The following is a 22,869-nucleotide window of genomic DNA, read 5'->3' as shown; positions in this document are numbered from 1 at the left end:
CCCTGATCTACTCCGCGCCGCCCGCGAGGTGGCGGACGATGCAGCGGAGCTGCTCGGTGTAACGTTCCCGGAACTCGGATGAATCCGGGTCGACGCCGAACACGCGGCGGACGGCCAGCGGCATCGTGACGGGCGCCGCGACCAGCGCCATCAACGCGAGCATGACCGCGGGCGGGTCGAGGTCGGCGGCAAGCTCGCCCGCCTGCTGGCGGCGTTCCAGGTCGGACAGGTCCTCGCGCTCGACGGACGGGATGTCGGGCAGTTCCTCGGTGAGGGCCCGCCACGCGCTGAGCCGCGTCCCGCGCGGGTCGTCCAGCACATGGTGCAGGTACCGGACCAGGACCTCCTCGAACGGGCAGCCGGGGTCGTTCAACTCGGACTCCAGCCGCAGCCAGCGGCGACCGAGCGCGCAGTACAGGCCCTCCTTGCCGCCGAAGTAGTAGTTGATCAGCTGCTTGTTGACGCCCGCGCGGTCGGCGATGTCCTGGACGCGGGCGCCCGCGAAGCCCTTGGCGGAGAACTCGTCCAGCGCGGCCTCCATCAGCAGCCGCCGGGAACGCTCGGCGTCGAGCTTGCGCTCGTCCGGTGCCGGGGCCCGCCGCGGCCGCCTGCTGGTTTCGGTCACGTTGCCATGCTATCCGGCCACGTCACACTCTCAACCATCCGTATGTTTGACATATTCATCCAAACGGTTGAACATGGCGGCATGATTCTTGTGACCGGAGCCACCGGAAACGTCGGCCGCCATGTCGTCGGCGAGCTGCTCTGCGCGGGCGCCAAGGTCCGCGCGCTGTCCCGTGACCCCGCTTCGGCACGGCTGCCCGGCGAGGCCGAGGTGGCCCACTCCGACGAGCCGCCGATGGACGGCGTCACCGCGATCTTCCTCAACCCCGCCGCGTTCTGGAACGGTGCGGACGACCTGCTCGCCCGCGCCGTCGACCACGGCGTCCGCCGCGTCGTCGTGCTGTCGTCGGCCGCCGCCCTCGATCCCGACCCGTCCAACGACATCGCCGTGCGCCATCTGCGGATCGAGCGGGCGGTGGAGGACTCCGGGATGGAGTGGACGTTCACCCGTCCCGGCGAGTTCGCGACCAACGCCCTGGCCTGGCGGGACGCGATCCGCGCGGGCGACCCCGTGCGCGAGCCGTACGCGGCGGGGCGGACCACCATGATCCACGAGCGTGACATCGCGGCCGTCGCGGCGAAGGCCCTGCTCACCGACGATCTCGTCGGCGCGCGGCCGGTGCTGAGCGGCCCCGAGGCGCTCACGCGGCCGGAGCAGCTCCGGCTCATCGGGCAGGCGACGGGCCGTCCGGTGCGCTTCGAGGAGATCACGCCGGAGGAGGCGCGCAAGGAACTGCTCTCCCGCCCCTACATGCGCGAGGGCATCGCCGACGTCCTGCTCCGCCTGCGCGCCGAGTCCGTCGACCACCCGGCGGAGCCGACCGGGGAGGTCGAGCGCATCACCGGCCGTTCGGGCCGGACGTTCGCCGAGTGGGCCGCCGACCACGCCGACGACTTCTGCTGACCGGGACGCACCAGAACATGCGGGCGGAGCCCGGCCACCCTCGGGCCGGCTCCGCCCTACGCGCAGTCGTCAAGCGCCCCGTCGCCAAGCGCCCCGTCGCCAAGCGCCCCGTCGCCAAGCGCCCCGTCGCCAAGCGGCCCGTCGCCAAGCGTTCACCGTCGTGGCGGTGGCGCTCGGCTGCGTCCAGCACTGGGCGCCCGAGAGCACGGCGCTGCTGGTCGCCGTCAAGGTCGCCGGGTTCACCGTTCCCGCCGTCATCGCCGCCCGCTACCCCGAGATCGCGCGTAGGCGGCACCTCGCCCAGCTCGACTCGACGGCCGGCTCGACGGCCGAGGCCGCGAAGGGCGAGGCGCCCGAGAAAAACCTTCGGCCCTGCTGACCGTCCCGCTATACATTGGACTCCGGAGGACACAGCGATGAAAGAGCGCATCGCCGCCGATCCCGCCACCTGGCTGGACGGCGCCCTGGCTCCCGTCCCGGACGAGACGGACGCCTACAACCTCAGGATCACCGGCACGCTGCCGCCCGAGCTGACCGGCCGGTACTTCCGCAACGGCCCGAACCCGAAGCCCGGCGAGCCGAGCCGCCACTGGTTCAACGGCCACGGGATGATCCACGGCGTGCGGCTGCGCGACGGCCGCGCCGAGTGGTACCGCAACCGCTGGGTCAGGACGACGATGTTCACCGAGCGCGCGAAGTTCGTCCGCGACGACCTCAGTTTCGACCGGCGCGCCGTCCAGGCCAACACGCATGTCGTCCCGCACGCGGGCAGGATCTGGGCGCTGGTCGAGTCCGGCTTCCCCTACGAGCTGACGCCGGAGCTCGACACCGTCGGCCCCCACGACTTCGGCGGACGGCTCACCACCGCGATGACCGCGCATCCCAAGGAGGACCCGGTCACCGGCGACCTGCTGTTCTTCGGGTACGGCGTCTTCCCGCCCTACCTCACCTACCACCGGCTGTCCGCGGACGGGACGCTGGTCGAGAGCCGCGAGATCGACGTGCCGGGCCCGACGATGATGCACGACTTCGCGATCACGGAGCACAACGTCGTCTGGCTCGACCTGCCGGTGATGTTCGATTTGGAGCTGGCCCTGTCCGGGAAGTCCGGGATGCCGTACCGCTGGGACGACGGCTACGGCGCGCGGCTCGGCGTGATGCCCCGCGACGGGTCCGGTGGCGTGCGGTGGTTCGACGTCGATCCCTGCTACGTCTTCCACGTCGGCAACGCCCACGAGGACGCCGCCGGTCGGATCGTGCTGGACGGCGTCCGCTACAGCCCCGAGACGTTCGCCGCCACGTGGACGTCCATCGGCGGCGCCCCCGACCCCGCCGCGAAGGCCGCCGAGTCACTGACCTCCAAGCTGCACCGCTGGGTCCTGGACCCCGCGACCGGACGGGCGTCCGAGGAGCAGGTCGACGACCGCGGCGTCGAGTTCCCGACCCACGACGACTCCCGGACGGGCCGCGAACACCGCTACCTCTACGCGGTGGCGGGCAGTTCGATCGTCAAGTACGACCTGCGCGACGACGCCTCGTCCGAACACGGCTTCGAGTCCGGGGCGCATGTGGGCGAGGCGGTGTTCGTCCCGGCACCGGACGCCCAAGCTGAGGACGAGGGCACCCTGCTGTCGATCGTCACCGGCCGCACCGGCTCCGAGTTGGTCGTCCTGGACGCCTCCGACCTGACGCGCGTCGCGGGCGTGCGGCTGCCGCGCCGCGTCCCGGCCGGGTTCCACGGAAGCTGGATCCCCGACGCGGCGCCCGGGGCCTAGGGTGGTTTACTGACCGGTATCCATGGTGTGCAAGTAGGCACTGACTCCCCCGGGAGGTCCCTATGTCCGTGGCCACGGAGAGCATCGAGACGTTCGCGTCGCTGAATCCGGCCACCGGGGAGGTCGTGGCCGAGCACCCCGTCCAGGATGACGCCGCCGTCGCCGCCGCCGTCGAACGGGCCCGCGAGGCCGCCGGATGGTGGGGCGCCCTCGGGTGGAAGGAGCGGCGGCTCCGGCTGCTGAACATCAAGGGCTCCCTCACCCGCAACCTCAACCGGATGGCGCAGCTCATCCACGAGGAGACCGGCAAGCCGCTCCAGGACGCCCAGCTTGAGACGATCCTCGCGATCACGCACCTGGACTGGGCGGCCCGCAACGCCTCGAAGGTCCTCGGGCCGCGCAACGTCTACCCGGGCATCATGGCGATCAACCAGAAGTGCGTGCTGGAGTACCAGCCGCTCGGCGTCGTCGGCGTGATCGGCCCGTGGAACTACCCGGTCGTCACGCCGATGGGCTCGATCGCCTACGCGCTCGCCGCCGGGAACGCCGTGGTGTTCAAACCGTCGGAGTTCACGCCCGGCGCCGGTGTGTACCTCGCCGAGCTGGTCGCGGCGGTCGTCCCCGAACATCCCGTCCTCCAGACGGTCACCGGTTTCGGCGCGACGGGCGCGGCGCTCGCCTCCTCCCCCGGCGTCGACAAGCTCGCCTTCACCGGCTCGACCCGCACCGCCAAGCGTGTGATGGCCGCCTGCGCCGAGAACCTCACCCCGATCATCGCCGAGTGCGGCGGCAAGGACGCCTGCATCGTCGACTCCGGCGCCGACCTGGACGCCGCCGCCGACGCCGCGCTGTGGGGCGCCATGGCGAACGCGGGCCAGACCTGCATCGCCGTCGAACGGATCTACGTCGTCGACGACGCCTACGACGCCTTCCTCGGCAAGCTCACCGACAAGGCCCGCGACCTGCGGCCCGGCTTCGACCGCGAGGCCGCCTACGGACCGATCACGATGCCGGGCCAGCTCGACATCATCGAACGCCACATCCAGGACGCCCTGTCCCGGGGCGCCACGGCCGTCGTCGGCGGCGCCGAGTCCGTGCGCAGGCCGTACGTGGAGCCGGTCGTGCTGGCGGACGTGCCGGACGACTCGTCCGCCGTCCGCGAGGAGACGTTCGGCCCGACGGTCACCGTGCACCGGGTCAAGGACCTCGACGAGGCCGTCGAGAAGGCCAACGAGTCGAGCTACGGCCTGGCCGGGACGATCTACTCCGGCGACAAGTCCCGCGCGATGGACGCCGCGCGGCGGATGCGGTCCGGGATGACGTCCATCAACGCCTTCGCGGCGACCTCGCAGATCCCCGCGCTGCCGTTCGGCGGCGTCGGCGAGTCGGGCTTCGGTCGCATCCACGGTCCGGACGGCCTGCGCGAGTTCGCCCGTCCGAAGGCCATCAGCAGGCAGCGCTTCTCGGCCATGAACCTGACCTCGTTCACCCGGACCGACAAGGACATGAACCGCGTCCTCGGCCTGATCACCATGTTCCACGCCCGCCGCTACAAGCGCTGACCGGAGGCCCCATGACCTCCGGGACGCCCGTCCGCAGCCACCTCCAGGCGTCCCTCGGCGCGCCGCCTCCGCCCTCGCCCTCGCCCTCGCCCTCGCCTCCGCCTCCGCTCTCGCCGAATCTGCGTCCGCTCGCCGTCACCGACGCCGTCGCGCTCGCCGCCCCGATGTGGGACGCCTACCGGGGCACCCCCGACGAGGCCGACGTGGGTGACCTCGCGGGCGCGGTACGCGAGATCCGGCTCACCCTGAACGGCGAGTACGGGACGTTCCTGCCCACGGCGTCGTTCGTCGCCGAGCACGAGGGCCGTCCCGTGGCGGGCGCGCTGGTAACCCTCTACAAGGGCGTCCCGCTCCTGGCGTTCCTGTTCGTCGCGAAATCCCACACGGGCCACGGGCTCGGCCGGACGCTGATCCAGGCCGTCATGCACGCCCTGGCCGCCCAGGGCCACGACACCGTCACCCTCGCCGTGACCCGCCGCAACCACCGCGCCCGCCGCCTCTACGAGAGCCTCGGCTTCGTGGAGATCGCCTAAGCGCCCCCGGGGACGGATCTAAGCCGTCCTAAGGCGCTCAGATAAGGCGTCGTCCCGATGTGCGGGGTGGGGCCTTAGGACGAACCTTGTACATGTCGGGCCGAGAGGGCCCGGCGGGAAACGAGGAGAGCGCGATGATCCGCCCGGACTTCAGCAACGTCATCATCAAGGACCGCGTCAGCGAGCTGCGCAACGAGGCCAAGAGGGCCCGCCGCGTCCGCATCGCGAAGGCCCTCAAGCGGTGACGCCCCCGGCCTGTACGCCCCACCACGCGCCCCCGTCCGAACGGACGGGGGCGCGTCTCATTTCGCGACCTTCTCGGCGATCTTCTCGGCGACCGGCGTGGCGGCACGGCTACGCCGCTGCGCCCACAGCATGTCGGTGAGCACCAGTGCCCCGGCGACCAGCACCAGCACCGCGACGACCTTCAGCGCGGCGCCCGCGCCCGCCGTGTAGGCGTCGATGACCGCGCCGTGCCGGGACGGGTCCGTCACCGCGAGGGCGTCAGCTACGGTGCGCGTCCCGTGCGCCCCGGCGGGCAGGCGATGGATGAAGTTGGACGTGGCCATCGTCCCGATGACCGCCACCCCGAGAGCACTGCCCAGCTCCCGAGTCGTCGACTGGAGGCCGCCCGCGACCCCGGCCTGCGCCCGTGGCAGCGCGGCGGCGATCGACATCGTCAGGCACGGCAACGCCAACGTCATCCCGACCCCGATGACGACGAGCCAGGCCGCGTACCAGACGTAACCGCCGTCGATGGCCGTCGCCAGCCCGAACAGCCCGGCACCAATGGCGACGAACGCGGCCCCCAGCACAACGGGACGACCAACCCGGCCCACCAGCGCGGGCACATACCGCGACGCGACGACCGGCGCCACGACCATGGGAATGACACCGAGCCCAGCCTCGAAAACACTGAACCCACGCCCGTACTGCAACAGCGACGCGTTCAGATAGAACAGCCCGAACATCCCGAAGAACGCCACGAGCATCCCCAGACAGGCGGCCCGCAGCCCCCCGATACGGAACAGCCGCGGATCCAGCAACGGATGCCGCGCACGCATCTCCGTGAAGGCCCAAGCGGCGAACAGCCCGAGCGACGCCGCGAACGCACCGACCACCACCGCACTGCCCCAACCGTGCTCAGGCCCTTCGATGATCCCGACCAGAAGCGCCAGCGTCGCGAACGTGAGCAACAGGGACGCCCGTGGGTTCAGATCACGGTCATGCCGTTCACTGCGCGGCGCCGCCACGGCGGCCCAGATCGCGCAGACCGTCGCGAGCAGCACGATGGCCACGAACAACCACCGCCACGACCCGGCGCTCAGGATCGCGCCGCCGCCGACGTTGCCCACCACGCCGCCGACCCCGGTCATCGCGGCCCACACGGCGATCGCGTGCGAACGCCGGGACGGCCGGGTGCCATGGATGAGCACCGCGAGCCCGTTGGGCAGCACGCACGCGGCGCCGACACCGGTGACGGCCCGTCCGACGAGCATCATCGCCACCCCGGTCGCGGCGGCGGAAACGGCCGCGCCCACCGCGAAGATCAGCAGCCCGGCCAGCAGCACCCCTTTGCGCCCGTACCGGTCCCCCACGGCACCGGCCGGGATCACCAGGCACGCGAAGAACACCACATAGGCGTCAACGATCCACAGAAGCTGGGCGGACGACGGGTTCAGCCCGCTCTCGGCGAGCTTGGGCACCGCCAGATTGATCGAGGCCACAAAGCCCACGACCAGAATCGTGCACAGAGAGACGCACGCCAGCACGACCCCTTCGCGAACGGGCCGGGCACGGGACGCCGCCGGATCAAGGTCAGACACGAGAACTCCAGTCCACGAAGAGATCAGGGGGTGTAGGCGCCCGCGGCGATGTCGGCGACCAGGGTCGGCCCCGACGGCGTCCAGCCGAGCGTCCGGCGGGTGATCGCGCTCGTGGCGGTCAGGTCCGTCCCGAAGAACCCGGTGACGATCCCGAAGTGCGCGGACGCGTCACCCGGGTCGACCGACCCCACCGGAACACCGAGCGCCCGTCCAATGGCCTTGGCGATGGCCCGAGTCGTAACGGCCTCCTCAGCGACGACATGCAGCCGCGACCCGGCCGGAGCCTTCTCCAGCCCCAACCGGATGAGCCGCGCCGCGTCAGACCGATGAACGGCCGACCACACCGTCGACCCGTCCCCGATGTAGCCCGAGAACCCAGCCCGCCGAGCCGCCTCCACCAGCCAGGTGACGAACCCCCAGTCACCCGCCCCATGAACCGAGGGGGCAAACCGAGCGATGACCGTCCGCACCCCACGAGCCGCGTAGTCGAGCGCGAGGTTCTCGCTCCCACCCCGGTCGGACCCCGGCCCCACGGCGGGCGACGGATCCGTCTCCACAACGGGCCGCCCCTCGACCAACCCACTCAGCGCATTCGCGACCACGAAAGGACGCCCGGTGCCTTCCAGCGCGTCCGCCATGGTCCGCACGGCGGCACGCTCGGCCCGATCCGACTCAGCCGGATTCGCCCAGTCGTGCTTGTTGGCCAGATGGACGACGCCCCCGGCACCCGACGCGCCGACCCGAAGCGAATCAAGATCATCAAGATCTCCCCGCGCCACCTCGACCCCCTTCTCCTCCAGCGCCGCCGCCGACCCGTCCGACCGAGCGAGCCCGACGACCTCATGACCGGCACCCACCAGTTCATCCACAGCGGCGGACCCGATCCAGCCACTGGCCCCGGTAACGAAGACCCTCATCACGACGACCTCCTCCGAACCATATTTCGAGTCACAGTGTACCGAAACAGTAACACATATACGAGACACCATGTCCAGGTATGATGGTCCGGTGGACAAGGAACGCATCCGAGCCGGCCGCCCCCGCAGCGAACAGGCCAGGGAGGCCGTCCTGCACGCGGTCGACGACCTACTGCTCGACGTCGGCTACGCGGCCATGACGATGAAGGGGATCGCCGAGAGAGCGGGCGTCTCCCGAATGACCGTCTACCGCTGGTGGTCGACCAAGGCCGAGATCCTCCTGGAGGCCAGCGCGGCAGACGCCGAAGAGGAACTGGCGACAGAACCCACGGGCACTCCCCTGGACGACCTCACCGCCTACCTGGAAGCGCTCGCCCACTTCCTCGCCCACTCACCCGCCGGAGCCGCCTACCGCGCCCTCATCGGCGAGGCCCAACACGACAAGGCCGTGGCCGAACTACTCGCCTCAAAGGACGTCCTCGGCGCCAGCGCCCGCACCATCCTGGAACGAGCAACAGGCCAACAGGTCCCGGTAGACCAGGCCACGGCCCTCCTGATCGGCCCCACCTTCTTCTGGATCATGACCGGCCGTGACCCCGCCCACCTCAACCCCCGCGAGATGGCCGCGGCCCTCCTCCACGACGTCCACCCCCGGCAGCCGCGCTGACCAGGCCGTGACCAGCGCGGCGGACGCGGCCGAGTGTCCACGACGGCACCGCACCAACACGCGCCCCGTCCGTTCGGACGGGGCGCGTCTGGGCCTGCGCAGGCATCGTGCTGGTCCGGACATCCGGGCCCTTGTTAGGGGACGTTGAACTTGTTGGCGCGCGCCACCGCCAGCGACCTCCAGAGCTGCGCCTCCATCGAGTCGAATACGTGGTCGACCACCCGGAGAGCGGCCTCCAACCCCTCGGCGGACAGTGGCGCGGGTGGAACCCCGTCCTGGTCGCCGCCCGTGTTGGCGCAGGTGTCGGACGGGTCGTGCCGACCGGCGAGGTAGTCGAGGCGCAGCCCGGTCTCCGCCTCGACCGTGGTGGCGAGAGTTCGGGTGTGGGCGAAGAACTGTTCACCGGTCGACTCAAGGGCGGCCATCATCCACCATCGAACCGCCGGATCGCGGTGGCGAAGCGCGAGCTTGACGAACTCGATCATGTTCTGGCGGTGCAGGTCCATGTCCTGGTCGAGGAAGAGGAACTCCAGCGCGTCGCTGGCGGAGTGTCCGAGAATCGCGTCCAGCCCGAGCGCGTCCCAGTCCGACAGGAACAGGCCGCTGTGCCGGGACAGCCTGGCCGCCCATGTGTTGACCGCCTGCTCGGCCGTGTCCTTGGGCGAGGGGTAGGTCATGGCGTACCGGTTCAGATCGCGATAGCCCAGGATGTCCATGACCCACATCGGGATGAACCGGTTGAGCTTCTGCCGCGCCGAAAGACCGTCGGCCTCGCGCAGCCAGTCGTAGAAGGGGTGGGCGGCGACCTGCGCCTTCCGCTGCGCGAGCCGCCGCGCGACCCTGATCCCCCGCTGGTCGTTCGGCTTGATCTCCAGCGGCGGCGCCGTCCACTCGGCCGTGGCCGACGGCGCCGCCGAGCGCTCTGGAACCGTCCCCGTATCGACATAGGTCCTGGCGTAACGGAGGAATCCGTCGAAGATCCGCTCGAATATGTCGAACATGCGGTTGCACGCTTCCACGGACTCCGCGCGGCGGCGCGGGTCGAGGACGACCCGTTCGAAGACGCCCTCGGTGTTGGCGACGTGCCCGGATTCCAGTTCGAGGTGATAGGGGCCGAAGTACCGGTAGGTCAGACCCGTCTTCTCCGCGAGGGACTCGGTGATCGTGGCGGTGTTGCCGAGCATGACGTGCCCGGTCGCCTCACCCGCCTCGGAGTGGCCGAAGCGGATGAGCGCGTCGTCGCCGTCCGCGACCGCCAGGGAGATGAACTCGATGCCGCTGCGACGGAAGACCTCCTGATCGGGTGACAGGAAGAGCCACCACAGCGTGTCGCTCGCCGACCATCGCAGGCGCCCGTCGAGATCCAGCTTGCGCCAGTCCTCAAGGAACATCCTGGAGTGACGCTCGTCCTCACGCGTACCGAGATTGATGATCCATTCATATTCGTCACGAGTCTGCGGAAAGCGCAGCACCCACAGATTCATGTCACGGAACTGCATGACGAAGAACGCCGCCATAGGCGCGAATGTCAGCCGTTCTTCGATCGCGGTAGAACTGTCGTTCAGCCATTCGAAGAACGGGTGCTTTCCGATCGCGGCCTGCCGTGCGTCCCGCAGTTCCATGATCTTTTCCATACGCTCTCCCTACCTTGTCGGGACCTACCGTCGACGTCCATGTCCAGAAGGTTACAAAGCACTGACGCTCCCGCCACGTGCTCATCAACCTCGGCGATGTTACGTTGCGTAGCGTATCATCACGATACGCTTCCTCGGCAAGATGCCCAATCGCGCAATTCCAGGGGAGAGAACATGGCCACAACCCAGCTCGCCAAGGACCGACTCACGACCCGTTTCGACCTGTGGGACAAAAACGGCGACGGCCTACTCCGACGCGAGGACTTCCAGAACGAGGGGCGCAGGGTCGTTCGGGCGTTCGAGGAATCGGAGAACTCACCGCGCGGCCACGCCGTAATATCCGGTTATGACGGCATCTGGTCCTACATCTCCGAAAAGGCGGGGTCGGTCGACGCCGTGACCCGCGCACAGTTCGAGCGGATCGGCGACGACGTCATCGGCGAGGGCGACACCGGATGGGCCGCCGTGGTGCGCCCGCACATCACCGCCATGGCGGAGCTGTGCGACACCGACGGCGACGGCCGGGTGAGCCAGCCGGAGTTCGCCAGGTGGCTCCAGGCGATCGGCGTCAAGGCCGACACGACCGAGACGTTCCGGAAGATCGACCTCGACGGCGACGGACACCTCTCGGTCGAAGAACTGAGCGCCGCGATCAAGGCCTATGTGGAGGGCGAGCTCGACACACCGCTGCTGGGGTGACCCCCGCGCCGAACCGTCGGCGCCATGAGGATCCCTGATTCGCCCTCGTTTTCCCGGGTCGCCTCACGGCCGCACTGGGCGGGCACGCACGAGGTGCGTGCCCGCCCGGTGTTCTCCGCCCGGCGCTCCGCGCCTCCCGCACTCGACCGCCCCCACGCGACGAGCGTCCCGCGATCCAACGCGAGATCCCGCGAAAACCAGCAGACATGATCAAAGGACGTGTCCATGTCCGCAAAGCAGTACGACGTGATCGTCGTAGGCGCCCGGTGCGGCGGCTCGCCGACCGCGATGCATCTCGCCCGGAAGGGTCACAGGGTGCTCCTCCTGGACCGCGCGGCCTTTCCCAGCGACACGATCTCCACCCACGCGCTTCATCCGCCGGGTGTGGCGGCGCTGCGTCGCTGGGGTCTGCTGGAGCGGCTGACGGAGACCGGATGCCCGCCGATCGACACCTACATGTTCGACTTCGGGTCCGGTGTGATCACCGGGGCCCCCGGCATCGAGCGGGCACCCGTCGCCTACGCGCCCCGGCGGACCGTGCTGGACAAGATCCTTGTCGACGCCGCGGCCGAGGCCGGATCGGAGGTCCGGGAACGATTCGCCGTCACGGGCGTGGTCGTCGACCACGGTCGTGTCACCGGAATCACCGGGCACGGCGCGAACGGGCTCACGGTCACCGAACGGGCCAGGGTGGTCATCGGGGCAGACGGTGTGCGCTCGACCGTCGCCAGGGCGGTACGGCCCGAGCGCTACCACGAGAAGCCCCGCCTGGAGACGGCGTACTACAGCTACTGGAGTGGCCTGCCGATGAACCACCGCGTCGAGACCTACGTGCGACCGCGGCGGGCCATCGTGGCCATCCCCACCCACGACGATCTGACCCTGGTCGCGGTGAGCTGGCCGTTCGCGGAGGTCAGGGCCAACAGGACCGATGTCGAAGGCCGATTCTCGGCCTCGCTCGACCTGGTGCCCTCGTTCGCCGAAAGGATCGGCCGCGCCAGCCGGGAGTCGCGATTCGTCGGCGCGTCCCTCCCCAACTTCTTCCGCAGGCCCTTCGGCCCCGGTTGGGCCCTGGTCGGGGACGCCGGGTACGTCAAGGACGCCGTCACGGCCCAGGGCATCAGCGACGCCTTCCGCGACGCGGAACTGTGCGCAACCGCCGTGGACGAAGCACTGTCCGGCTCCCGGCCCTACGAGGAGGCGATGGGCTCCTATCAGGCAGCGCGCGACGGACACGCCCTTCCGATGTACGAGTTCACGGGTCAACTCGCCCAACTCGGCCCCTTGCCGGAAGACTTCGAGCAACTACTGGTCGCCATGCGAGGCGACCAACGGGCAATGGACGGGTTCGCACGGATGTACGGTGGCGCCATCCCACCTACCGAGTTCTTCTCGGACGAGAACGTCCACCGCATCGTCGCGGGCGTGACGGACATGGCGGCGGTAGCCGTCCCTTGACCGGGCACGCGGCCGATCCGCACCAGGCGTCCTCTCTCCCACCTCACGAACGAGTGCGAGAACAGAGGGTGTTGCCGGGGTCGTCGAGCCACACGGTCTGGACGTCGGCGCCCACGGTCATGCCGAAGCGGTCCCGGCCGGGACGGTCCCAGGCCGTCCACCGGCGGTAGGCGTCGGCGACCTCCTTCCACAGGCGCCGGGGGCCGCCTTCGTGAACCCGGTGCATGCCGGTGCCGCTCCGGGCACAGCGCGCCCATGACGTGCCGTGGACATCCGCCAGTTCCAGGACGAACCGGGCACCTTCCCAGGGCACGGCCATCACGTCGGGCAGTTGCCCGGCGATCGCGGCGTGGGCGCCGCCGCCGTCGTAGGCGACGCGGCGGGGGTCCAGCCGCGTCAACGTCTCCCTCGCGGGTGACGTGTCGATGCGGTCCCCGAGACTCGTGCGCTGTGCGCGGAGCATCATGTACTCGGCGCCGCCCGCGAGCCGCCCGGCCGCCCGGCCGTCCTCGGTGACCGCGAGGAGCACCTTGTGCCCGTCACCGAACTCCGGCATCCACGGCGCGGCGATCCGCCCGCCCGGACGGGTCTGCCGCACCCACTCGTACGGCACCCGCGTGACTCCACAGGTGACATGGACGGCGTCGAAGGGAGCGCGGTCGGGCGCCCCCTCGGCGCCGTCCCCGGCGAGGACCTCCACGTCGAACCCGTGGCGGCGCAGGCGCGCGTCGGCGAGTTCGGCGAGGGCCGGATCGACCTCCACCGTGGTGACGTGCGCGCCGAGCGCGGTCAGGAGCGCCGCCGTCCATCCCGTGCCGGTGCCGATCTCCAGCACCCGGTCGCCGGGCTGGACGTTCAGCAACTCCAGGAACGCCGCGACGACACCGGGCGCCGACAGCGACGACGTCGCCTCCCCGACTCCGCCCGCCGGGTCACCGGCACCGTCGTCGACCTGTGTGACGATGGACGCGTCGGAGTAGACGGCGTCCCACCAGTCGTCGTGATCGCGATGCCGGTCGATGACGCGCTTGTATCCCGGCCCGTCAGGCGCGCACCACGCGCGGTCAGGGGCGAACAGGTGCCGGGGCGCGGCGTGCAGGGCACGACGTATGCGCTTGTCGGCGAGGTCACCGCGGACGTAAAGCGTGTCGGCGAGCTGCTCGATGGCAGAGGCGGCCTTACGCGCCGCGTCCTCCGTGGAGGCCGTCATTTGTCCTTGCCCCCCTTGCCCTTCTCATCCTTCTCCGGTGGCGGGATCGGCCTACCGGGCTGGTGCGAGTCGCCTTCGTCCTTGCCGCCGTGCTTCCCCATCTCGATGTGCATCCTTTCCTCACTCCGCGCTGTGCAGCGCCGTTTTGATCTGGACGAGGGCGTCGGTCGGATGGTCGGCGGCGCTCCGCCGCTCACCCGTCATCGTCCCGTCCGCTCCATCCGGGTCCGGATGTGGTGCGCCGCCACGGTCAGCTCGTCGGCCGGACGGATCAGCTCATTCGTGTGGACGTAGTGGAACCACCATCGCCCGTCGCGGTAGCCGCATCCGACCGTCACCGTGCGCTCGGCGTGGTTCTGCGAGATCACGTTGAGGACCATGAAGCCGTCGATGACGGCGAACGCCGTCATCAGCCCGACGACCGGACCGAACATCTCGGAGAGCCGAACCAGGAACGTGACCCGGTCCCGCTGCGGGATCGGCGGCTGCGGACCGTGCCCGATCTTCGCTTCCACAGGCGGCACTGAAAAAGAGCGCGCGCGCGGGAAATTTTCATGTTTCCCTCTGGAAGAAGGGCAGCCGGAACCTTTGCCGAATTTCATGATCGACCTCTTTGTCATGCAGAAATCCGCTGCTTCAGCTCCCAATCCTCAATCATCCGGCTACTCTCGGCTACGGCTTCGTCTACACAACAGACCGGCCACCAGCACAAAACCCCGTGTAGGGAGGAATGATTTCCTTGCCAACGTCGCTCCCGTCCGAATCGGCCCGAGCATTCTTCGCCTACCACCTCAAGCGGTATCGAGAGGGAAAAGGCTGGTCACAGCCCGCACTCGGAGCAAAAGTGAACATCTCCGGCAGCCTGGTCAGCGGGATCGAACTCTGCACACGCCGTCCGACCTTCAAGGTCTGCCAGAAGCTCGACGAGGTCTTCGGCCTCGACCAGTTCTTCGAGGCCCTCTACCCCCGAGTCATCGAGGAGACCGGCCTCCCGGCAGGCTTCCCGGAGTTCGTCGACGCCGAGGCCGCGGCGGGCATGATGAAGAAGTACGAGAACTTCGCGATCACTGGCCTCTTCCACACGGAGGACTACGCCCGCGCCATCCTGCGAGTGTTTCAGCCGCCGGAAAAACTCGAACAGCTACTGGCCGAGCGGATGCAAAGGCAGGAGATCCTGTACCGGGAGAACCCACCTGTGATCGTCGCTCTTCTGGACGCATCGGCGCTCCGCCGCCGATTTGGCGGCCAAGAGGTCATGCACGTCCAGCTACAGCACCTTCTGGACCTGGCAGCATTGCCTCACATCCATATCCACGTGGTTCCGGAGGACGCCGAGCTGTTCCCCGAAGGATCTTTCACGATCCTGTGCTCACCAGGAGCACCCGACTCCGCCTATGCCGAGATGGCATGCGGTCGCGGCCGCCTGATCGACGATGACGGATATGTCGCCGATCTTGGCGTATTGTTTGAGTTGATCAGGTCCAAGGCACTGAACGCTGAGGACTCGCAGGCCGCAATCCGTAAGGCGTTGGAGGAACTGTGACCATGATCGACTTCTCGTCCGCCCGCTGGCGCAAGAGCAGCCGCAGCGGCGGAGACAGCGGCATGTGCGTGGAAGTCGCGCGAGGCTGGCGCAAGAGCAGCTACAGCGGCGGACAAAGCGGCCAGTGTGTAGAGGTGGCTCGGACGGACGCTGTCATCGGGGTTCGGGACAGCAAGGATCCCGGCGCCGGACACCTCACCCTCGACCGTGCCGCCTTCGGTGAACTCCTCGCCCAGGCCAAAGCAGGCGCACTCGACCTCTGACAGAGACCCCCGCCCCTGCCCACTGGGCAGGGGCGTCGCCATTGCCGCTGGGGTGTTGGCGGGCCCGTTGATCCGTGAGGCCCCGACTCGGTAGAACGTGCGGACTGGAGTCACGGGGCGGCCCAGTCCCGGATTGCCTGAGCAGTCTCGTCAGTGACGTCGGAGTCTGCCAGGTCGGCGGGATGGAGCCATCGGTAGGCGGTGTGCTCGTTACTCAGGACAATGGGCCGGGCGTGGTGAGGTACGCCGAACATATGTTGACGGGCTCGACGGCCTGATCCGGAGATGTAGTCGAAGTGGGCGACGAAGCCGGGATCGAGGATGAGTGGTCCGGTCCAGCCGATTTCTTCGGCGAGCTCGCGTTCCAGCGCGGTGAGCAGGTTCTCGCCTGGCTCAACGCCGCCTGAGGGGAGTTCTTCGATACCGGCCATGAACGTGTCCTCGGCGGAGCGGCGCAGGATGAGCACTCGGTCGGCGGTGTGAACGATGGCGCCGACCACGAGTTTGGTGATGCCGTCGCGGTCGGCGTCGGCGTGCAACTGCTGGATGTCGAGGCGCGATGCGGCGGTCACGATGGCAGCGTAGTCCGGCCAGGCGGTGAGGCGAGGACGTTCAGGGCTCGGCCGAGGGTGTCGATCGCGGTGTTGATGTAGGCGCGTCCATCCGGCCCGTCGTCAGCGGGAACGTTGATCCGTAACGAGGTGGCGGCCAGGTGTTCGGCGACGTGCGCATCGCAGCGTATACAGGACGTCTCATAGATGGTGACCGGTGATCTGGGTGCGGCGAAGACCGGGTAGGTGTGTAGCGGCCGCATCGCGTCGCAGGTGGTGATCTCGGCGTATCCGCACCGCCGGAGGGTGCGGAGGAGAGCATCGCGGGAGAACCCGGCGGTTTTCGGGTCGACGGTGAACACGAAGGCGTAGAAGGTGGCGGACCGGTCGGGGCCGGTCGGGGTGAGGACGCCGATGCCGGCTCGTCCGGCCAGCAGATGCTCCAGTCGGGCGGCGTGGCGCTCGCGCGTGCGTAGCCAGTCGTCCAGGCGCCGCAGGTAAACCTCGGCCATCGCCAGCCCGAGCGGGTGTGCCCGGTACTTGAGTCCGAGGCCGGTCTCGGCGAACCGGTACAGCGGCGATTCGGCCCTCACTTCGGCTGAGGCACGCTTGTTGAAGTGTCCGAGGAGATTCGCCTTCTCGTAGATCTCACGGTGCGGGGTGGTCAGGATGCCGCCCTCACCGGCGGTGATGGTCTTGCGGCCTTGCAGGCTCCAGCAGGCGGCGTCGGCGAGTTCACCGACGCTGACGCCGTCGCGGGCGGCGCCGTGGGCGTGGGAGCAGTCCTCCACCAGCGCCAGCCCGCGCGCATTGCACCAGTCCCGCAGCCGCCGGGTGTTCTGCGGGTTGCCCCACATGTGCGTGATGACCACGGTTTTGGTGCGGTCGGTGATTAGCTTGTCCGCGCGTTCGAGGTCGAGCTCGCCGTGGATGTCGATGTCGGCCGAGACCGGGACGGCACCCAGTTGGAGCAGCGGGGTGGCGGTGGCGAAGAAGGTGTAGTCCTGCACGATCACCTCGTCGCCGGGGCCGAGGCCGAGTGCGTAGTAGGCCGAGTGCAGCGCCGCGGTACCGGACGAAGTCAGCAGCGCGTACGGGGCATTGTGACGGGCGGCGAAGGCGTCCTCGAACCGGGCGATGATGCCCGACCGGTCGTAGATGGAGACCGTCGTGTGCAGTTGCCGGGTGACCGCAGCGGAGACCTCGGCGTCGATGGGCGGCCACGCGAAGGTCATGATGCGCGCCCTTCCAGAGTGGGGACGGTCGCCGGACCAGCGCCGGCGCAGGAGGCTACCTGGGCGGGACGGCCCAGCCGCACCGAGGCGTAGGCTGCCTCCATCAGCGCGGTCGCGGCGATCCCGATGCGGGCCTCGGCGGCGGTGACGACAGTGTCGCCGAGGGTCCGGGCGTGGTGGCGCAGCATTGCCGCCCACGGATCGTTGGCGGCGGCGGTCAGCTCGGTGTGGTGGGTTCGTCCGGCTGGAGTGGTGATGCGAAGCACGGACCGGTCGCCAGAGATCGTGACGCGTCCTCGCTCGGCGACCAGGTCGATCTCGTCGGCACGCTCTTCGCAGCGCGACAGGTGCACGGTGCCCGCGCATCCGTCGACGTGGGTGATGGTCAGGTGGGCGCTCTCCTCCACCTCAACGGCGGGCCGGTGCGCTGGAGAGCTGGTGGTGACCGCGTAGACGGTGGCGGGTCGCACGGAGGGCCGTGTCGTAAGGCGGCTGATCAGGTCGAAGGCGTGGTAGCCCAGGTCGCAGATGGCGCCGCCGCCCGCGCGTTCGGCCGAAGCGCGCCAGGTGCCGGTGTAGTCGCCGGTAGGGCGGGTGATCCGGATTCGGTACGACAGCAGCCGTCCCCACGCGGCCATGCGGTCGGTCGCGATCTGTAGCAGCTGCCCGTGTGGACGATGTGCCAGCACTCGCACGTCGCGGGTTGCCAGGTGGACGGTCTGCTGGAGAGTGAGGGCATAGGGCTTCTCCTTCCACACCGCGATGTGCGCGTCGGGCAGCCGAAGTGTCGCCTCTTGGTGCAGGTCGTGCGGGCAGGCCAGGATCGCGACCTGGTACGGGCCCGCGGCCAGAGCTGGGTCCAGCTCGGCGAACACCGAGATGTCATCGACCAGACGTCCGGCTTGCGTCAGCCCGGCGATCCGGACTGTCACGGCAGGATCTGGGTCACAGATCGCCGCGACGCGAGCGGTCGGCATGGCCCGGTGCAACGCGGGCAGCAGCACATCGACGGTGCGCTGCCCGGCGCCGACGATCAGGAACCGCAAGTCCCGATCGGCGGGGGAGCTGGGCGAGTCATCGAGCGCCTCCTGGAGGTTGTCGTCACCAGTGAGGGAACTCTCGATACGGTCTGTGAGGCCACGCTGACGGGACCTCATTCACGGTTCATTCATTCGCTCAGCCCGGATTGAAGAGATGATTGGGACATGGGCGCCCAGCACTCCGCCGATGATCCAAGGACCGCCTCCGCCCAGGGGACGCCTCCGTTCGGCGAGGTCTTGACCCGGTGGCGCGAACACCGCGCGATGTCGAAGAAGAAGCTGGCGGCGGCGATGGGTTTCGACCCGTCCTACGTCAGCCACGTGGAGGCTGGACGCCATCCGGCCAGTGAGGACTTCGTCCGCAAGGCCGACAGCGTGCTCAGCGCGGACGGCTCGTTGTGGCAGACGTGGCGAGCCGACGGGCCGTCCCGAGCCGCCGGGGCCAGCACCGGTGCGAGCAACGTCGAGGGCCTGGTCGTGGAGGAGGACCATGCCCGGCTGGAATACGACGGGACGACGTACCGGCCGATGCAACGGCGCCGACTGTTCAACGGCGGCGCCGAACCGGTCACCCGCTACCTGATCCGCATCAGCGTCGACCGCTACCCCGGCCGACCCGACCGGTCCAACGCCCTGTATCGGACCCGGCCGCTCACCTGGGACGAACTCGCGCTCACCGCGACCTGTGGCGGCGAACCCATGAACTGGCGCCCCAAGCAAGATCGCGACTCGTTCAAAGAGGCGTGGCTGTGCCTGGACAACGATCGCGGACGCTTCCCCCTCTACCCCGGCCAGCACTCGACCATCGAGTACGGCTACCAGGTCGACGACGGGCGCTGGGGCCCATGGTTCCAGCGCGCCGTCCGCCTGCCGACACGTCGTCTGTCCGTCGAGCTGGTTTTCCCGGCTGAGCTGGACCCGGTGGTATGGGGCACCGAAACCTCCACCACCGCGGAAGCCGTCCCCCTGCGCACACCCATCACTCGCACCGAGGGCGGGGATCGACTTGTCTTCTCCTGGGCCACCCAGGACCCGCCGATGGGCGCCCGCTACAGGCTGGAATGGCGGTTCCGCGCCCGCGACGGGGATGCCGATCAGCCCCGGCCCGAACTACGCACCGCCAGCGACCGAATGAAAGCCGCCGTCATCGCCCCGCCCGATCCCGACGCCGAGCCGCTCGTGCTGCTCAACCCCCGTGTGATCAACGCATCGCCCGAGACCGACGAGCAGTACGAGGGTTGCCTCAGCTTCTTCGACGTGCGCGGCCTGGTGCCCCGTCCACTCCGACTAGAAGTCGCCCATACCCGTCTGGACGGGCAGTCGGGGATCGTCATCCTGAACGCCGCACTCGCCCGCCTGGCTGGACACGAGATCGACCACCTGTACGGGCGCCTCTACACCGATCGGATGCGCGATGGCATTCATCCGATTCCCGTCGAGAATTACCGAGGAACCGGCCGTGCCTGGTCCTACCGCTGAAGTCCCTTGATTCGGAATCTCCAGGAACATGTGAGGGATGCTGATGCCAGAAGAACATTTCGCGCTGCCCAACCCGAGGGTCTTATTAGTGATCCTTCTCGTTGGGGCGGTGGTCACGTTATGGCTGGTGAGCTATGTGATCAGGCGCCTGTACTGGTACAGCCTGGGGTATCGCCGGTCGCCCGGTGTTGGGGTGCGTTGTCTTACGGCTGTTGTCGCTGCCGCTGCGATCGGGATGTACGTGTGGGGGGCGTTGCATCTCGTCATCGACAAGACGACGGCGGACCAGGAGTGCAAGGCGGCGGTGGGGGCGGCGCGTGCGGGGGATGTCGACCGGTACGAGCCTTCGTTCGTTCCCCTGGGGTTCGGGTGCCATGTGGCGGGTGGGGGTAGCTATGAGGCCGCTGTACCCGGATATGTGAATCCGGCTGTTGCCGTTCTTGGTTTCACCGCCGTCACGCTCGCGGTTTGCGCGGCGGTCGGAGCGTCGCAGCGTGAGGAGGCCGAGAGGAGTTAGTTCTGGGTGTTGGCGGGTTTTAGAGGGGTGTTGTTGCGGATTAGGTCGGCGGCACGTTCGGCTATGGCGATGGTGGGGGCGTTCGTGTTGCCTCGGGGGACGGCGGGCATGACCGAGGCGTCCACTACGCGGAGCCCCTCGACGCCTCGGACGCGGAGGTCGGTGTCGCAGACGGCGTTGCCCGTGCCCATCGCGCAGGTGCTGGTGGGGTGGAAGAGGGTCCCGCACTCGCGGCGGATGTAGTCGATCACTGCCTCGTCGGTGTCGGCCTGTTCGCCGGGGGCCCATTCGCCGGTGGTGAGGGACGACAGTGGGCCCGTCGCGGCGATCTCGCGGGCCTGGCGGACGCCCGCGACCAGGACGTCCAGGTCGGCCTTGTCGGAGAGGTAGGCCGGGTCGATCAGGGGTTTGGCGTTCGGGCTGGCGGAGCGGAGGGTGAGGGCGCCCCGGCTCCGCACGGCGACTGCGGTGACCAGGACAGAGAGGACGCGTTCTGAGATTTCGGTGAGGCCCTGGTTGACGAACGGGGACGGCAGGACGTGGTACTGGAGATCGGGGGCGGGCAGGCCCTCGGTCGTCCGGACGAAACCGCCCGCTTCGGCGACGTTGGACGTGTACGGGCCGCGTCCGACCGTCTGGTAGAGGGCTAGGGCGCGGGCGTTCGCCAGCTCCCACAGCACCTTGGTCCGAGGGGTGGCGTACGCGACGTTCACGAACGGGTGGTCTTGGAGGCCGCGTCCGACCGGGGAGTCGACCAGGACGTCGATGCCGAGCGAACGCAGGTGGTCGGCGGGGCCGATGCCGGAGAGCATCAGGAGTTGCGGGCTGTTCACCGTGCCGCCCGCCAGGATCACCTCGGCCTCGGCACGGTCCGACAGGCTCTCGCCGCGCACCTCGTACCGGACACCGGTCGCACGCCCGTCCTCGAACAGGACCCGCGAGACGAGGGCGTCGGTGACGACCGTGAGGTTGGGCCGCTCCTGAGCCGGACGCAGATAGGCGGCAGCCGCCGACCAACGACGCCCGCGCTTGCAGGTGACCTGGTAGAAGCCGACACCGTCCTGCTCGGCACCGTTGAAATCGGGGTTCGCGGCCAACCCGTACGCCTTCGCCGACTGCACCCAAGCGCGCGTCAGAGGATGCCGGTAACGAGGATCTTCCACGCGAAGCGGCCCGCCGACGCCGTGGTACGGGATGTCGCCGCGCTGCTGATCTTCCGCGCGGCGAAAGTAGGGCAGCAGGTCCTCGTAACCCCAACCGTCGCAGCCGTAGGCGTCGCGCCAGGTGTCGTAGTCGTGGCGGGAGCCGCGAATGTAGACCATCGCGTTGGTGGACGAACTGCCGCCGAGCGTCCGGCCACGCGGCCAGTACACGCTGCGTCCAGCGGCGTGCTCCTGCGGGACGGTCGAGTAGTCCCAGTCGTAGGGACCCTTGAACAGGGCACCCGAGGCGGCCGGGATGTGGATCTCGGCCGCGTCGTCGGGTGGACCCGCCTCCAGCAGCAGGACCCGGACGGACGGGTCCTCGGTCAGCCGGGCGGCCAGGACGCATCCCGCGCTGCCCGCCCCCACGATGATGTAGTCGTACACGGCGGCCTCCGGGTGTTTCCCGAAACCCTACCGAACGGGCTTCTGGACGCGGCGGGCTAGGCTGATCGACATGGCGAAGAACAGGGACAACCCCGTCGTCCTTTCGCGGATCTACACCCGGACGGGCGACGACGGAACCACCGCGCTCGGCGACGGGTCCAGGACCCCCAAGACCGACCCGAGGCTCGCCGCCTACGCCGATGTCGAGGAGACCAACGCCGCGATCGGCACGGCCGTCGCGCTCGGCTCACTCCCGGACGACCTGGTCACACTGCTGACCCGCGTCCAGAACGAACTGTTCGACGTGGGCGCCGACCTGTGCGCCCCGGTCGTGCCCGACCCGCAGTACCCGCCACTGCGCGTCGACGACTCCTACGTGGAACGGCTGGAGGCGGCGTGCGACGAGCACAACGCGGCTCTCCCCGCCCTGCGCAGCTTCATCCTCCCGGGCGGGACGCCGGGCGCGGCGCTGCTGCACGTCGCGCGGACGGTCAGCCGCCGCGCCGAACGGTCCGCGTGGGCGGCCCTGGAGGCGCACGGCGCGGCCGCCGGCGGTGACCCGGACGCCGTCGAGGGCGGCGTGAACCCACTGACCGCCCGGTACCTGAACCGGCTGTCCGACCTGCTGTTCATCCTGTGCCGTGTCGCCAACACCGGGCACGGGGACGTCCTGTGGAAGCCCGGCGGGGACCGCTGACCGGCCCCATTCCGGGGGGTGTGGGGGGTCGTCCCCCCACAGGAGACCGGCCCCATTCCGGGGGGTGTGGGGGGTCGTCCCCCCACAGGAGACCGGCCCCATTCCGGGGGGTGTGGGGGGTCGCCCCCCCACAGGAGACCGGCCCC

The 22,869-nt window shown here is 69.3% G+C and carries 24 protein-coding genes; 14 read left to right on the top strand and 10 right to left on the bottom strand.

Going from position 1 to position 22,869, the window contains the following annotated elements:
- Window positions 1-7 precede the first annotated feature (7 nt).
- On the bottom strand, window positions 8-625 hold the full coding sequence (locus tag ABD808_RS13960; RefSeq protein ID WP_344895714.1) for a TetR family transcriptional regulator: 618 nt from the start codon (window positions 623-625) through the stop codon (window positions 8-10).
- Window positions 626-706: 81 nt separating this feature from the next.
- Here ABD808_RS13960 and ABD808_RS13955 point away from each other — a divergent pair, with 81 nt between their 5' ends.
- The 6 genes from ABD808_RS13955 to ABD808_RS13930 all read left to right on the top strand — a co-directional run bounded on the left by ABD808_RS13955 (window position 707) and on the right by ABD808_RS13930 (window position 5,643).
- Entirely contained in the window at window positions 707-1,528 is an 822-nt protein-coding gene (locus tag ABD808_RS13955; protein WP_344895710.1) for an SDR family oxidoreductase, read from the top strand.
- 160 nt (window positions 1,529-1,688) lie between these two features.
- The gene (locus ABD808_RS13950; RefSeq protein ID WP_344895707.1) at window positions 1,689-1,907 is read left to right on the top strand and encodes a hypothetical protein; all 219 of its coding nucleotides are present in this window, start codon (window positions 1,689-1,691) and stop codon (window positions 1,905-1,907) included.
- 37 nt (window positions 1,908-1,944) lie between these two features.
- On the top strand, window positions 1,945-3,303 hold the full coding sequence (locus ABD808_RS13945; protein ID WP_344895704.1) for a carotenoid oxygenase family protein: 1,359 nt from the start codon (window positions 1,945-1,947) through the stop codon (window positions 3,301-3,303).
- Between the two features lie 62 nt (window positions 3,304-3,365).
- The gene (locus ABD808_RS13940) at window positions 3,366-4,865 is read left to right on the top strand and encodes an aldehyde dehydrogenase family protein (protein ID WP_344895701.1); all 1,500 of its coding nucleotides are present in this window, start codon (window positions 3,366-3,368) and stop codon (window positions 4,863-4,865) included.
- An 11-nt stretch (window positions 4,866-4,876) separates the two neighbouring features.
- A complete protein-coding gene (locus ABD808_RS13935) occupies window positions 4,877-5,398 on the top strand; it encodes a GNAT family N-acetyltransferase (protein ID WP_344895698.1) in 522 nt (173 codons plus the stop codon).
- A gap of 92 nt (window positions 5,399-5,490) precedes the next feature.
- The gene (locus ABD808_RS13930) at window positions 5,491-5,643 is read left to right on the top strand and encodes a hypothetical protein (RefSeq protein WP_344895695.1); all 153 of its coding nucleotides are present in this window, start codon (window positions 5,491-5,493) and stop codon (window positions 5,641-5,643) included.
- A 57-nt stretch (window positions 5,644-5,700) separates the two neighbouring features.
- Here the strand turns inward: ABD808_RS13930 and ABD808_RS13925 are convergent, their stop codons facing one another.
- Window positions 5,701-7,224, bottom strand: coding sequence for an MFS transporter (locus tag ABD808_RS13925; RefSeq protein WP_344895691.1), 1,524 nt, complete (start codon window positions 7,222-7,224; stop codon window positions 5,701-5,703).
- A 23-nt stretch (window positions 7,225-7,247) separates the two neighbouring features.
- Window positions 7,248-8,141, bottom strand: a complete 894-nt coding sequence (locus ABD808_RS13920) for an SDR family oxidoreductase (RefSeq protein WP_344895688.1) — start codon at window positions 8,139-8,141, stop codon at window positions 7,248-7,250.
- Window positions 8,142-8,232: 91 nt separating this feature from the next.
- Here ABD808_RS13920 and ABD808_RS13915 point away from each other — a divergent pair, with 91 nt between their 5' ends.
- Window positions 8,233-8,808 (top strand): TetR/AcrR family transcriptional regulator, encoded by a 576-nt coding sequence (locus tag ABD808_RS13915; protein WP_344895685.1) that lies wholly within the window; start codon window positions 8,233-8,235, stop codon window positions 8,806-8,808.
- Window positions 8,809-8,942: 134 nt separating this feature from the next.
- Here the strand turns inward: ABD808_RS13915 and ABD808_RS13910 are convergent, their stop codons facing one another.
- On the bottom strand, window positions 8,943-10,442 hold the full coding sequence (locus ABD808_RS13910) for a hypothetical protein (RefSeq protein ID WP_344895683.1): 1,500 nt from the start codon (window positions 10,440-10,442) through the stop codon (window positions 8,943-8,945).
- A gap of 174 nt (window positions 10,443-10,616) precedes the next feature.
- On the opposite strand from ABD808_RS13910, the gene ABD808_RS13905 reads away from it, so the two are divergent.
- Together ABD808_RS13905 and ABD808_RS13900 are read left to right on the top strand one after the other, a co-directional pair.
- Window positions 10,617-11,141: an EF-hand domain-containing protein gene (locus tag ABD808_RS13905; protein WP_344895681.1), complete on the top strand. Its 525-nt coding sequence runs from the start codon at window positions 10,617-10,619 to the stop codon at window positions 11,139-11,141.
- Between the two features lie 225 nt (window positions 11,142-11,366).
- A complete protein-coding gene (locus ABD808_RS13900; RefSeq protein ID WP_344895679.1) occupies window positions 11,367-12,599 on the top strand; it encodes an NAD(P)/FAD-dependent oxidoreductase in 1,233 nt (410 codons plus the stop codon).
- Between the two features lie 43 nt (window positions 12,600-12,642).
- Here ABD808_RS13900 and ABD808_RS13895 read toward each other — a convergent pair whose 3' ends face one another.
- Complete coding sequence (locus tag ABD808_RS13895) at window positions 12,643-13,809, bottom strand: methyltransferase domain-containing protein (protein ID WP_344895676.1); 1,167 nt, start codon at window positions 13,807-13,809, stop codon at window positions 12,643-12,645.
- A gap of 200 nt (window positions 13,810-14,009) precedes the next feature.
- Complete coding sequence (locus tag ABD808_RS13890) at window positions 14,010-14,324, bottom strand: hypothetical protein (protein WP_344895673.1); 315 nt, start codon at window positions 14,322-14,324, stop codon at window positions 14,010-14,012.
- A 215-nt stretch (window positions 14,325-14,539) separates the two neighbouring features.
- Between ABD808_RS13890 and ABD808_RS13885 the strand changes: the two genes are divergently transcribed.
- Window positions 14,540-15,352 (top strand): helix-turn-helix domain-containing protein, encoded by an 813-nt coding sequence (locus ABD808_RS13885; protein ID WP_344895670.1) that lies wholly within the window; start codon window positions 14,540-14,542, stop codon window positions 15,350-15,352.
- A 2-nt stretch (window positions 15,353-15,354) separates the two neighbouring features.
- Window positions 15,355-15,615 carry a DUF397 domain-containing protein gene (locus tag ABD808_RS13880; protein ID WP_344897926.1) on the top strand — a complete coding sequence of 87 codons (261 nt, stop codon included), beginning with the start codon at window positions 15,355-15,357 and terminating at the stop codon, window positions 15,613-15,615.
- A gap of 110 nt (window positions 15,616-15,725) precedes the next feature.
- On the opposite strand, the gene ABD808_RS13875 is transcribed toward ABD808_RS13880, so the two are convergent.
- From ABD808_RS13875 to ABD808_RS13865, 3 genes are read right to left on the bottom strand one after another with little or no spacing between them, the layout of a single operon-like run.
- On the bottom strand, window positions 15,726-16,187 hold the full coding sequence (locus ABD808_RS13875) for an NUDIX domain-containing protein (RefSeq protein ID WP_344895667.1): 462 nt from the start codon (window positions 16,185-16,187) through the stop codon (window positions 15,726-15,728).
- Window positions 16,184-17,401, bottom strand: coding sequence for a DegT/DnrJ/EryC1/StrS family aminotransferase (locus tag ABD808_RS13870; protein ID WP_344895664.1), 1,218 nt, complete (start codon window positions 17,399-17,401; stop codon window positions 16,184-16,186). Before ABD808_RS13870 ends, ABD808_RS13875 begins: the two co-directional genes overlap by 4 nt.
- Entirely contained in the window at window positions 17,398-18,558 is a 1,161-nt protein-coding gene (locus ABD808_RS13865; RefSeq protein WP_344895661.1) for a Gfo/Idh/MocA family protein, read from the bottom strand. Before ABD808_RS13865 ends, ABD808_RS13870 begins: the two co-directional genes overlap by 4 nt.
- A gap of 48 nt (window positions 18,559-18,606) precedes the next feature.
- Here ABD808_RS13865 and ABD808_RS13860 point away from each other — a divergent pair, with 48 nt between their 5' ends.
- Window positions 18,607-19,920, top strand: coding sequence for a peptide deformylase (locus tag ABD808_RS13860; RefSeq protein ID WP_344895657.1), 1,314 nt, complete (start codon window positions 18,607-18,609; stop codon window positions 19,918-19,920).
- Between the two features lie 37 nt (window positions 19,921-19,957).
- Entirely contained in the window at window positions 19,958-20,437 is a 480-nt protein-coding gene (locus ABD808_RS13855) for a hypothetical protein (RefSeq protein WP_344895654.1), read from the top strand.
- Here the strand turns inward: ABD808_RS13855 and ABD808_RS13850 are convergent.
- Complete coding sequence (locus ABD808_RS13850; RefSeq protein ID WP_344895651.1) at window positions 20,434-22,026, bottom strand: GMC family oxidoreductase; 1,593 nt, start codon at window positions 22,024-22,026, stop codon at window positions 20,434-20,436. The genes ABD808_RS13855 and ABD808_RS13850 overlap by 4 nt on opposite strands.
- A 70-nt stretch (window positions 22,027-22,096) precedes the next feature.
- On the opposite strand from ABD808_RS13850, the gene ABD808_RS13845 reads away from it, so the two are divergent.
- Window positions 22,097-22,723: a cob(I)yrinic acid a,c-diamide adenosyltransferase gene (locus ABD808_RS13845; RefSeq protein ID WP_344895648.1), complete on the top strand. Its 627-nt coding sequence runs from the start codon at window positions 22,097-22,099 to the stop codon at window positions 22,721-22,723.
- Window positions 22,724-22,869: the final 146 nt, after the last annotated feature.

Source organism: Actinomadura meridiana (assembly GCF_039537545.1).
Lineage (GTDB): Bacteria > Actinomycetota > Actinomycetes > Streptosporangiales > Streptosporangiaceae > Spirillospora > Spirillospora meridiana.
Note: the sequence above shows the minus strand (reverse complement) of the source record. Positions and strands in the feature narration are given on the sequence as shown.